10 protein-coding genes are annotated in these 10,473 nt (G+C 45.2%); all 10 read left to right on the top strand.

Going from position 1 to position 10,473, the window contains the following annotated elements; genetic code table 11:
- Positions 1 to 157: 157 nt before the first annotated feature.
- The 10 genes from LKD70_RS17930 to LKD70_RS17885 all read left to right on the top strand — a co-directional run bounded on the left by LKD70_RS17930 (position 158) and on the right by LKD70_RS17885 (position 10,419).
- Positions 158 to 1,438: an ABC transporter substrate-binding protein gene (locus LKD70_RS17930; protein ID WP_227709235.1), complete on the top strand. Its 1,281-nt coding sequence runs from the start codon at positions 158 to 160 to the stop codon at positions 1,436 to 1,438.
- 67 nt (positions 1,439 to 1,505) lie between these two features.
- Positions 1,506 to 2,381 (top strand): carbohydrate ABC transporter permease, encoded by an 876-nt coding sequence (locus tag LKD70_RS17925; RefSeq protein ID WP_227709234.1) that lies wholly within the window; start codon positions 1,506 to 1,508, stop codon positions 2,379 to 2,381.
- Entirely contained in the window at positions 2,378 to 3,208 is an 831-nt protein-coding gene (locus LKD70_RS17920) for a carbohydrate ABC transporter permease (RefSeq protein WP_227709233.1), read from the top strand. The genes LKD70_RS17925 and LKD70_RS17920 overlap by 4 nt, the downstream gene beginning before the upstream one ends.
- A 26-nt stretch (positions 3,209 to 3,234) precedes the next feature.
- Positions 3,235 to 4,311 (top strand): iron-containing alcohol dehydrogenase, encoded by a 1,077-nt coding sequence (locus LKD70_RS17915; protein ID WP_227709232.1) that lies wholly within the window; start codon positions 3,235 to 3,237, stop codon positions 4,309 to 4,311.
- Positions 4,312 to 4,349: 38 nt separating this feature from the next.
- Entirely contained in the window at positions 4,350 to 5,036 is a 687-nt protein-coding gene (locus LKD70_RS17910; RefSeq protein ID WP_227709231.1) for an N-acetylmannosamine-6-phosphate 2-epimerase, read from the top strand.
- Between the two features lie 68 nt (positions 5,037 to 5,104).
- The gene (locus LKD70_RS17905; RefSeq protein ID WP_227709230.1) at positions 5,105 to 6,007 is read left to right on the top strand and encodes an ROK family protein; all 903 of its coding nucleotides are present in this window, start codon (positions 5,105 to 5,107) and stop codon (positions 6,005 to 6,007) included.
- 25 nt (positions 6,008 to 6,032) lie between these two features.
- Positions 6,033 to 6,896, top strand: coding sequence for a MurR/RpiR family transcriptional regulator (locus LKD70_RS17900; protein ID WP_227709229.1), 864 nt, complete (start codon positions 6,033 to 6,035; stop codon positions 6,894 to 6,896).
- 97 nt (positions 6,897 to 6,993) lie between these two features.
- Positions 6,994 to 7,782, top strand: a complete 789-nt coding sequence (locus tag LKD70_RS17895) for an electron transfer flavoprotein subunit beta/FixA family protein (RefSeq protein WP_227709228.1) — start codon at positions 6,994 to 6,996, stop codon at positions 7,780 to 7,782.
- A 10-nt stretch (positions 7,783 to 7,792) separates the two neighbouring features.
- On the top strand, positions 7,793 to 8,983 hold the full coding sequence (locus tag LKD70_RS17890; RefSeq protein ID WP_227709227.1) for an electron transfer flavoprotein subunit alpha/FixB family protein: 1,191 nt from the start codon (positions 7,793 to 7,795) through the stop codon (positions 8,981 to 8,983).
- A complete protein-coding gene (locus tag LKD70_RS17885) occupies positions 8,983 to 10,419 on the top strand; it encodes an FAD-binding oxidoreductase (protein ID WP_227709226.1) in 1,437 nt (478 codons plus the stop codon). The genes LKD70_RS17890 and LKD70_RS17885 overlap by 1 nt, the downstream gene beginning before the upstream one ends.
- Positions 10,420 to 10,473 lie beyond the last annotated feature (54 nt).

Here is a 10,473-nt window from a genome sequence, read left to right as displayed (position 1 = left end):
TGATGCATAACTCTTCTCGTATTGGATATAGAGCTTTACGGCTCTTAACCTGTCTTCGTAGGAATACATGTGCGTGACCTCCTCCTATTAATGACCTCATTTGGTCCAGGATTTCGTCCGCATCCCCATTCTTGCAGTTTTACTTTGTGTATCAACAGTGATTTCTCTTGCAGCGTGCGGATCTTCCGGTGAGACGGAAGGTGAATCTTCGGCAGAGGGAAGTTCATCCGGCCAGACTGAACTTACATTGCTAAGGCTTGGCGATCTGGTAAAAGCAGAACCGATTTTCTCCCCGATTATCGAGTCATTTGAGGCGGAAAATCCGGATATAACCGTTAATTTTGAAGCAATGGCATGGGATGAAGCAACAACGAAGCTGAAGCTGCTTGGGGCTCAGGGTGATCTCCCGGATGTGACATTCGTAAATATTGCAAATGGCTGGGATCTGGCGGCGGAAGGATATCTTATGGATCTGACGGAACTTTTTGAAAGTGACGAGACGCTTTCTTCAGAAATTCCCCAGTCGGTTATTGACATTGCGACTACAGACGATGGAGCGATGTACTGGATTCCGTCTGCTACAGGAGCGTTTGGCCTCTGGTATAATAAAGAACTGTTTGAGCAGGCGGGACTTGATCCTGAGTCTCCGCCCACAACTGTGGAAGAGATGATCTCCTATGCGCAGACTATTACGGAAGAGACAGGCGTTCCGGGTCTGGGATGGGGAATTTCCGCCACAGAAGATTTTGCACATGTTGTAGAAAGCTTTTACTCCAGCTATACGGGAGAAGATATCTGGAGTGATAAAGACAAATGCTTTACCTTCGAAAACAATGAGGAAAACAGAGAGCTGTTTGCACAGGCACTGGAAGAAATGGCAGCCATCACGAATGATTACGGAATTACGCAGCCTAATCCGGTAGAGTACAATCCATCTGGGATGCGAACTCTTTTCCGCGATGGTCAGATGGGGATGTACCTCGATGGAGTCTGGGCAGTAAAAGAACTGCTTACTGAGCTTGACAAAGGGGAGGAAAGCAAGTTTAATACCGGCCTTTTCCCGGCAGGACCGGCAGGCTCACATCCGGTTATGGGATGTGACGGATGGGCAATCCCCGAGGCATGTGAGAACAAAGAAGAGGCATGGGAACTGATTCAGTGTCTTATGTCATCTGACAATCAGACAAGTCATGCATTGCAGTGGGGGCTTTTGCCAATCCTTGAGTCTGAAAAAGGCAAAGAAGAGTTTTCAGGAGAATACTGGGATGCGCTGATCGAACAAGAATCCACAGTAGCAGCAAGACCGAAGGACCGCAATGTAGCCATGATCGAGCAGGCAGTTGCAGATGGAGCACAGGCGGCGGCCATGCGGTCAATGACACCGGATGAAGCCATGGATTATATGATTGACACTGTCAAAGCAAATTATAATGGATAAATCCGGTCCGGGTGGGCGTCAGCTTTTCGCCCACCCGTATTCATACAGTTTTGAAAGGTGGTACTCTATGAAAAAAACAAAGAAGAAAAATGTGCTGCCATATATTTATCTGACACCGGCCGTTATTATTATTATAGCTATTTTTGCCATCCCGCTGATCAATCTTTTGTGGTATTCCTTTGCGAGAGTAGATCTGATCGGAAACTTTCAAAACTGGGTAGGCCTTAAAAACTATGAATATCTGCTGACAGATGATTTTGCAGCTACATTGATCAGGACACTTTTATGGGTAATATTCGGCATAACCGGAATTTTTATTGTGGGCACCACGCTTGCCCTGGCGCTTAACAAACCTATCCCGGGCCGTGGATTTTTCCGTACGGTTATCATTATACCCTGGGTAATTCCCCATGTATTTGCAGGAACAATGTGGAGCTGGGTTTTAAATTCGTCGAACGGAATTGTAAACATTGTGCTGATGAACCTGGGTCTGATCGAACAGCCGATCAGCTTTCTGGGACAGCATCTTGCATTCCCGACGGTAGTTTTTATCCGTATCTGGAAGGGAGTTCCTTTTCTTGTAATGAGTCTGCTTTCCGCACTCCAGACTATACCTTCAGACGTGGAGGAAGCGGCCAAATTAGACGGAGCGATCGGACTTAAATATTTCCGGCATATTACGCTTCCGCTTTTAAGGCCGGTCATGGTAATGAGCGGGACAATCCTGATGGCATGGTCGTTTACGATTTTTGATCTCGTCTATGTAATCACGGGCGGAGGCCCCTTAAACGTGACAGAGCTGCTCAGCATTACGATTTACAAAAAAGCATTTATTAACTCGGATCTTGGCGGTGCGGCGGCGATTGCGATTTTCACAATGGTTTTTGTTTCCATTATCGCCTTCTTCCTTATGAAACATAACGCAAAGGAGGAAAAGCAATGAGCAGGAAAAGAAGAAAACAGGTGCAAAATTACATAGCAAGATACTTTTTTATAATTATCTGGACAATTATAGCTCTACTTCCTATTTACACAGCGGTTATGACTTCTCTTACGCCATTCGAAAAACTTGGAGAGAGGATGCTCTATCCGAAGTATTTTTACTGGCAGAATTTTACCGAGCTTGCGTCCCAGACACCTATGTGGGAGTATCTGAAAGCATCAATTGTCTATGCACTTGGAACGAGCGTTTTTACAATTATAATATCAATTCTGGCGGCGTATGCCCTCTCCAGATTCGTCTTTCGGTTTAAAGTAGCGTTTATGATGATTATTGTGGCGATTCAGGTTATTCCTCAGATTGTCATTGTAACTCCGCTTTATGGAATATCCAATTCAACTGGGCTGTATGACACATATATTATTGTCATACTTGCTATGGTGGCTTCCGCAATCGCCAATCCGATTCTGCTTTTAAAAGGATTTTTTGACAGTATATCTGTAAGCCTGGAAGAAGCGGCAGCCGTGGACGGCTGTACGAAGGTCATGGCGCTGGTAAGGATTATCCTTCCGATTTCAAAGCCGGCGGTGACAACGGCTTTTGCATTATCTTTCTTTTCCGGATGGGACGCTTATCTGTATCCGATGATTTTGACGTCTTCTGCAGGAAAAGTATCCATGACAGTGGGGCTTTCAAGAATGGTGGACCTTGTAACTCCCTGGAACTGGATTATGGCAGGAACAGTGATTGCGATTATTCCTCCTATCGTAATTTATCTGATTGCCCAGAAATATTTGATCGGCGGACTGACGGCAGGCAGCGACAAATGACGGTCGAAATATAAAGGAGAAAATATATGAGTGAGACAGCAGTTTTGAAAATAGGCGCAAGCAGGTTCCTTATAGGTGAGGAAACTGTAAATTTACTCGGAGAAGAGATTATCAGATACGGTTCAAAAATATTGTGTGTGGGCGGAAAAACAACGCTCCCGATGATCCGGTCAAAGGTTGAAGGCGACTTTAAAGACAAAGGAATCAGGGCGGTCTGGGTTACAATGGAAGAACCAAATTCCGTCGATTATGCCGAAAGGCTGAAACAGGCCGCACAGGAACAGGATGTGGATGTCATCGTGGCGGTCGGCGGAGGAAAATGCATGGATCTGTGCAAAGTAACTTCTGACAGGGCAAAAAAGCCGCTTATTACGGTGCCAACCTCGGTTGCTACATGTGCTGGTGCGTCTGCAGTCAGTATTATGTATACAAAAGAAAACGGAAGCTATGACTGTTCAATTCCGAAAGAAAAGGAAGTTGACTGCGTTATTGCCGATCTTACAATCATCGGTGAATCACCGAGACGCCTTTTCGCCTCGGGAATCATGGATTCTATTGCAAAGCTGCCGGAGATTGTGAACGGCCGTGAAAAGATGTCTTATCCTGAGGTAAATATTTATAAGCATATGGCATATATAAATTCACAATTTATATATGAATTTCTTACAAGATACGGACTTGAAATATATGAGAATCCGATGAAAAACAAAACACTGTTACGGGATGTTACTCTTATAAACCTGATTATTACTTCTATGGTGAGCGGCTTCTCAAGCGGATCAGACCAGCTTGCGGTGGCACATGGGCTTTACGACGGAATGAGAAAATTTTTCCCGGTAGAATCAAAAAATGCTCTGCATGGAGAAATTGTCGCAGTTGGGATTTTAATGCAGATGGTATTTAATAATGATTCAGGAGAGGAATATAAAAAGATATATGAAATGATGAAGAAGATGAACATGCCGCTTAAGCTTATTGATCTGGGAGTGGAGCCGACGCAAGAGAATCTTGAAAAGCTCAAAGAATACAATATGATGAAAAACAGTATCACAGAGAAAGGAGAGATCGAACGTCTCGAAAAAGCATTTCTGGCGATCGTTTGACTTCCGAAGCTGATGTGAAAGGGAAGGAGGTGTGACACATGGAGAATGCGATTTTGTCAAAAATCAGAGGAGGACTGATCGTATCCTGCCAGGCACTGGAAAATGAACCTCTGCACAGCTCTTATATTATGCAGAGGATGGCTGTTGCTGCGATGCGAGGGGGTGCTGTCGGTATTAGAGCCAATACAGTTGAAGATATTCTGAAGATACGTGAAGAAGTGAACCTTCCTCTTATAGGTATTATAAAAAGAAAATACAAAGACTCTGATGTGATGATTACACCTACAATGAGCGAGATCGATGAATTGATGGAGGTCAAACCGGATATTCTGGCTATGGACGGGACGGACAGAATTCGTCCGGGCGGGGAAATACTGGAAGATTTTTTCGGAAAAGTGAGAGAGAAATATCCAGAGCAGCTTTTTATGGCAGACTGTTCAACGTTAACCGAGGGTGTCCGTGCCGCAAAGATGGGATTTGATATTATCGGAACTACGCTGCGCGGGTATACGTCGTATACGAAAGATGCGGTTCTTCCAGACATTGATTTGATGCGGAGCATGGTAAAGAACACGGGAAAACCTGTGATAGCAGAAGGCGGAATATGGACGCCGGAACAACTTGGCCGGGTGATCAGGACAGGGGTGTGGGCCGCGGTCATCGGCACCGCGATTACAAGACCCAAGGACATAACCGAAAAATTTGTAAAAGTGCTGACTACATAGTGTTTACAAAGATGGAAATATTTTCCAAAACTTGTTGTACTGCACAGTGAATAGGGGTTAAAATGGATATGCGGATAATAGTGCTTGACATTGGAGGAACTTCCATAAAAGCTGCGGTATATGAGAACGGCAGTCTGATTAATCTTCAGGAGTATGAGACAGATGCCCAAAGAGGCGGAAAGCATATCATTGAAAAAACGGAAGAGATCGTTCTGCTTAACGGAAGATGCGATGGAATCGGAATCAGCACGGCAGGCCAGGTTGATGTCACTACAGGAACCGTCATACATGCAAATGAAAACATTCCGGGATATACAGGGATGCAGATCGGGAAAATAATCAGAGAACGTTTCAGAGTCCCTGTTGAGGTAGATAATGACGTAAATGCGGCTGCTCTTGGAGAAGGAGTGTTTGGAGCCGGACGGAACGAAAGAAATTATCTGTGTCTTACTTACGGAACCGGTGTCGGAGGCGCTGTGGTGATAGATGGGCGGATATACAGAGGCTGTTCGGGATCAGCTGGCGAGTTTGGAAGCATGATTATTCACGGAGAAAAGGTAAGAGCGGGCAGAAGAATCAGCGGATGTTATGAAGATTATGCATCAACAGCTGCCCTGGTCAGAAAGGTACAGACGGTCTGCCCGGAACTCTCCAGCGGAAGAGAAATCTTTTTGAATATGGACATTCCGGAAGTGAAGAGGATCATCGACGATTGGATCTGCGAGATAGCGCACGGGCTTGTTTCTCTGGTTCATATTTTTAATCCTGAGTGTATCATTTTAGGTGGAGGAGTCATGAACCAGACATATGTGGCAGATGCAGTCAGAAAGAATGTGAAGGAACGCGTCATGCACAGCTTTTCAAATGTCAGAATCCGGCAGGCAGAACTCGGCAACAGTGCAGGGCTGTGGGGAATGGCATACCTTACCGCAGGAAAAATCAGAGATATCAGGCTTACTGACCCGCAGTAATCTTGGGAGGGGTAAAAACAGATTTATGAGCCAGGAAAATTTTTTGATGAGGCTTCGGTCCGCATATCCGCATCTGACAAAGGCTGAGAAAAAGGTGGCGGATTTCATACTTGAGAATACGCAGGATGTAATGTATATGTCTATTACAGATCTGGCGGATGCCTGTCATGTTGGAGAAACGACAGTCTTTCGCTTCTGCAAAAGTATGAAACTTCAGGGATATCAGGAGTTTAAGATACAGCTTTCGCTGAACATCCACAGTTCGGATAAGGAAAAGGGACAGGAAGTTATGTCTGAAAATGTTTCGATGGATGATTCATTTTCCGTAATGAGTGATAAACTGCTCCTTTCAAACATTAATGTGCTCAAAGATACGAAGGCGCTGCTGGATGAGGAAAAGCTGGAAATGCTTGTAGAGAAAATGATCGAAGCGAAAAGAATTTTCTTCTTTGGTGTCGGCGCCAGCCAGGTTATGGCGATGATGATTACAAATAAATTTCTCAGAATCTGCAAAAAAGTTTACTGCTTTACTGATTCCCATATGCAGACAATGGCTGCGTCAACTGTAGGAGAAGGAGATGTGGCGGTTGTTATTTCCTATTCAGGTTCTACAAAAGATTCAATATTGATCACAAGACTTGCAAGGGAAGCCGGAGCATATGTGGCGGGGATTACACGTTTTGCCAAATCGCCTTTAACAAATTATGCAGACGTTGTAATGCTGTGCGGAGCGAATGAAGGACCTCTTCAGGGAGGGTCAACGACGGCTGTTATGAGCCAGATGTACATAATGGAAGTTCTCTATATAGAATTTTACAGGAAGACTTACGAGGAAAGCTATGAAAATAATCAGAAAACATCCCAGTCCATTATCGATAAGATGTATTGACAGGGAATGACGGCAAAAACACCCCCGTACATTGATATCAATACATGTGTGGAGGTGTTTTCGTTTACATGAGCGGAAAATGGTGGAGGAAGCGTGTATGAAGATACTTGTCTGTATTAAACAGGTACCGGGGACAAACAAAGTAGAGGTAGATGAAAAGACAGGGGTTTTGAAGAGAAATTCTGCGGATGCAAAGATGAATCCGTTTGACCTGTTCGCCATCGAGCAGGCTCTTAAAATCCGGGAACAATGCGGAGGAAGCGTGGAGGTGCTTTCCATGGGGCCAGCTCAGGCGGAAGAAGTTTTAAAAGAAGCGATATGGATGGGAGCAGACCGGGGAACTCTTCTTTGTGACAGACGGTTTGCAGGAGCAGATGTAGCGGCGACCAGCTATACAATCTCACAGGGAATCAGGAAGATAGGAACTTTTGATCTTATCATCTGCGGAAAACAGACGACAGACGGAGACACGGCTCAGGTTGGACCTGAGTTGGCTGAGCTGCTGGGGATGAATCATGTCTGTAATGTCCAGGATATAGTTGAAACCGGGGAGAAGAGTATTACTGTGCTGGAAAATCAGGAGACATGTTTAAGGGAACTTGAGATTCCGTTCCCTTGTCTGATTACTGTAGAAAAGGATGCCAATACGCCAAGACTGCCATCTATAAAAAGAGCAATGGAGAAAAAAAGCGGAGAGATTACCTGGTTGGGGATGGATGATCTTTTTGATACGGATGCCGGACATTATGGCCTGGAGGGCTCCCCTACACAGGTCGAGAGAATCTTCCCGCCAACGACAAATAATGACAGGATAATTTTTGAGGGAAGCTCAGAAGAAATCTGTGTCCGGATGTATGAAATACTGTCAGAGGAAAAATTTGTGTAGGAGGAGGACAATGGGAAGTTTACAGATACACCAGGAACTGGTGACGGAAGCAGTGGGAAAGAAAATGTGTGAACTGTGTCCTTTCCACGCGATTTCATATGATGGGAAAAAACTGGAAATCACCGCAGGATGTAGAATGTGCCGGCTGTGTGTGAAAAATGGTATTCCCGGTGTGATTACTTTTGAGGAGACGAAGGAACAGACCCTTGACAAAACAAAGTGGCAGGGAATTACGGTATTTGTAGAACAGGAAGAGGGGCGGATTCATCCGGTATCATATGAACTCCTTGGAAAGGCAAAGGAATTATCACAAAGCTGTCCGCAGCAGGTGCTGGCCGTTGTGATAGGATACGGAATGGGAGAAAAAGTAAAGGATCTTATCAGTTATGGGGCAGACAAAATATATTATTATGAACACTTTGAACTGGAAGAATTTGATCCGGGTCTCTATACAAATATACTTCAGCAGTTTATCGAAGAAGTGCACCCGTCGGTGTTTATGTTTGGTGCGACTATAAAAGGAAGATCTCTTGCGCCGAGAGCGGCAGCAAGGTTTGGAACAGGACTGACAGCGGACTGTACCTCTCTGCTTGTGAAGGATAATACAGATTTAGTTCAGATACGCCCTGCGTTTGGGGGAAATATTATGGCCCAGATTGTTACGCCGGGAGCAAGGCCGCAGTTCTGTACGGTCAGATATAAAGTGTTCGATGCAGCAGCTGAAAACCGGGAGGCTGAGGGAGAGGTGGTATATAAAAAACTGTCTGAAATGTCTTTGCGGCGTGAAATAAGAGTGAAACGCAAAATCAGGAAACCGGATGAAATAGATATCAGTGAAGCACAGATCATTGTTGCGGTCGGACGAGGCGTGAAAGATACACAGGGACTTAAGATGGCAAAAGAACTGGCAGATATGCTGCATGCACAGCTTGCCTGCACAAGACCTCTTGTGGAAAAAGGATGGTTTGATGCAAGAAGACAGATCGGTTTAAGTGGAAGGACAGTAAAGCCCAAACTCCTTATCACACTGGGAATATCCGGTTCGGTTCAGTTTGCGGCAGGCATGAAAGGCGCGGAGCGCATCATTGCCGTAAACAGCGATAAAAACGCGGCTGTTTTTGATATCGCACACTATGGGTTCGTGGGAGATCTGTATGAGGTGGTGCCAGGGCTGCTCAGATTGATTAAAGGAGAAGGATAATGAAATACGGAATTTTGACAGAAGAACAGATTCTATATTTGAAAACTCTTACAGACCCGGAACGGGTCTTGACCGGCACAGAGATTAGCGAAGACTACAGTCATGATGAACTGGGAGGAATTCACAGTTATCCAGATGTTCTGATCAGGGTGATGGCAGAGACAGAAATTTCACAGATTATGAAATTCGCGTGGCAGGAAAATATTCCGGTGGTTGTAAGAGGAGCAGGGACCGGACTGGTCGGAGCATGTGTGGCAGTACGGGGCGGAATTATGATTGACATTTCCGGTATGAACAGGATTCTGGAACTGGATGAAGAGACGATGACGGTCACTGTCGAGCCGGGGGTTCTTCTTATGGAACTGGCGCAATATGTAGAAGAGAGAGGTTTTTTCTACCCGCCGGACCCGGGAGAGAAGTCTGCGACGATCGGGGGAAATATCAGCACAAATGCAGGTGGAATGAGAGCAGTCAGATACGGTGTTACAAGGGACTTTGTGCGCGGGCTTACTGTAGTGCTGCCGGACGGAACAGTGGAGGAACTGGGTGGAAAAATTGCCAAGAACAGTTCGGGATATGACTTGAAAGATCTTATAATCGGTTCAGAAGGAACACTTGCGGTTATTACAAAAGCAGTGCTTAGGCTCCTTCCGCTTCCCGCAAAAACAGTGAGCCTTTTGATTCCTTATGACTCTATTTCGTCGGCGATTCATATGGCTCCGAAGATCCTCAGGCTGAAAGTGAATCCTACTGCCGTTGAATTTATGGAGAAGGAGGTAATACTGTTTGCCGAAGATTATCTTGGGAAAAAGTTTCCTGACACAAAAAGCCCGGCTTATCTGTTGCTGACATTTGACGGAAATTCGAAAGAGTATATTGACAGTGTATGCGAGCAGACCGCCGGCTATTGTCTTGAAAACGGCGCGCGGGATGTGTTTCTTGTGGATACTGATGAGAGGAAGGAATCTGTATGGTCGGCCAGGGGGGCCTTCCTGGAGGCAATAAAGGCATCTACGAGCGAGATGGATGAATGTGACGTAGTTGTCCCGATTAGCAAAATAGCCGATTTGATTCTCTATGTCCATGAACTGGCCGAAAAATATGAACTCCGTATTCCAAGTTTCGGACATGCGGGAGACGGCAATCTTCATATTTATATATGCAGAGATACAATGGAAGAGGAAAAGTGGAAAGAGAAGCTGGCTGCAGTTTTTGAGTGCCTGTATAAAAAAGCGGAAGAGTTCGGAGGGGCTGTTTCCGGAGAACACGGCATCGGGTTTGCAAAAATTCCGTATTTTGAGGCGCAGGCAGGAGAAACGGTGATCCGGCTTATGAGAGGAATTAAATCTGTATTTGATCCGAAGGATATTCTAAATCCGGGGAAGATATTTCATAATGACCGGGACTGTGGAGAAAAAAATAAATTTTCTGACTGAAAATTCTACAAAGCAAAAAGAATCAGGGCGCGGGAAACTGCGCCCTTAATGTAT

It is taken from the genome of Ruminococcus turbiniformis (assembly GCF_020687545.1).
Lineage (GTDB): Bacteria > Bacillota > Clostridia > Lachnospirales > Lachnospiraceae > Mediterraneibacter > Mediterraneibacter turbiniformis.
The sequence above is the reverse complement of the archived record's forward strand: the minus strand, read 5'-3'. Positions and strand labels throughout refer to the sequence as shown.